This is a genomic window from Neisseria sp. P0021.S007, assembly GCF_051956855.1.
The window spans coordinates 1-1,185 of record NZ_JBQCXA010000107.1; the positions used below are offsets into that span (position 1 = coordinate 1).

General features: G+C 54.7%; 1 protein-coding gene and 1 pseudogene. One reads left to right on the forward strand and one right to left on the reverse strand.

What is annotated here, in order from left to right; all coding sequences use genetic code 11:
• Positions 1 to 308: pseudogene (locus ACTHUR_RS11485) on the forward strand (3'-5' exonuclease); the annotation flags it as partial.
• An 84-nt stretch (positions 309 to 392) separates the two neighbouring features.
• On the opposite strand, the gene prmC reads toward ACTHUR_RS11485, so the two are convergent.
• Positions 393 to 1,172, reverse strand: a complete 780-nt coding sequence (gene prmC / locus ACTHUR_RS11490) for a peptide chain release factor N(5)-glutamine methyltransferase (RefSeq protein WP_440398655.1) — start codon at positions 1,170 to 1,172, stop codon at positions 393 to 395.
• Between the last annotated feature and the right edge of the window lie 13 nt (positions 1,173 to 1,185).

The window sequence follows — 1,185 nt, forward strand, 5'->3', positions numbered from 1 at the left end:
CCCTCTACCAACCGCGTGCCAGCGTGCCTTTGGACGATATGGCCAAACTCTGCGGCTTCCCCGGCAAACTGGGTATGGACGGCAGCAAAGTTTGGGACGCTTATCATGCAGGCCGTCTGAAAGACATCCGCGATTATTGTGAAACCGATGCCGCCAATACCTACCTGATGTACATGCGCTTTCGCATGATGAGCGGCGCGCTCGATGCCGACGAATACGAAGTCGAAATTAAACGCATCAAACATTATCTGGCCGCACAAGCCGAAGAAAAACAACATTGGGCGGAGTTCGTCGCTGCTTGGCGTTAAACCAGGCCGTCTGAACAGACAAACCAGAAAACCAAAAGGGCGTGATCGACACGCCCTTTTTTATATTTCGACAAATCATGCCCATTAAGCAGGCAAACGCCCCAGCGTTACCCTATCCAATCCAGCCAAATCCTGTTCGGTTGCCACTTCGGCAAAACCGTTCTCAAGCATAATGTTCCGCACTGCTTCGCCTTGGTCGTAGCCGTGTTCAAACAGCAGCCAGCCGTTGGCTTTCAAGTATTTGGGGGCTTCTTGGGTAATGTGGCGGATATGGCTGAGGCCGTCTGAAAAGTCGGTCAACGCATTTTGCGGTTCAAACCTCAAATCGCCTTGCGACAAATGTTCATCGCCGTCCTCGATGTACGGCGGATTGGAAACAATCACATCATATCGGCCTTCAGACGGCCTGTCGGTATCAAACCACGAACCCTGCGCAAACTCGACTTTTGCGCCCAATTCGGCCGCATTTTGACGGGCAGTATCCAAAGCACCAACGCTGATGTCGGATGCGCGAACATCAGCATCAACGCGTTCAAGCGCGACGGTCACGGCAATGGCGCCGCTGCCCGTCCCCAAGTCCCACACACGGCCTTGCGGCGGCAAGCGTTTGAGCACGGCTTCCACCAAATGCTCGGTTTCAGGGCGTGGAATCAGCACATGGGGATTGACGGCAAAACGTCTCCCGTAAAACTCGCGTTCGCCCAACAGATAGGCCATCGGCTCGCCTTTCAGACGGCGTTGAGCCAAAGCCTCCAAGGTTTGCAGGGCAGAGTCTGCCAAATCGTCCGTACCGCGTGTAACCAGTTGCGCGCGCGTGTAACCCAGTGCATATTGCAACAACATCCGCGCTTCATTTTTGGGCAGCGCCGATTGGCGC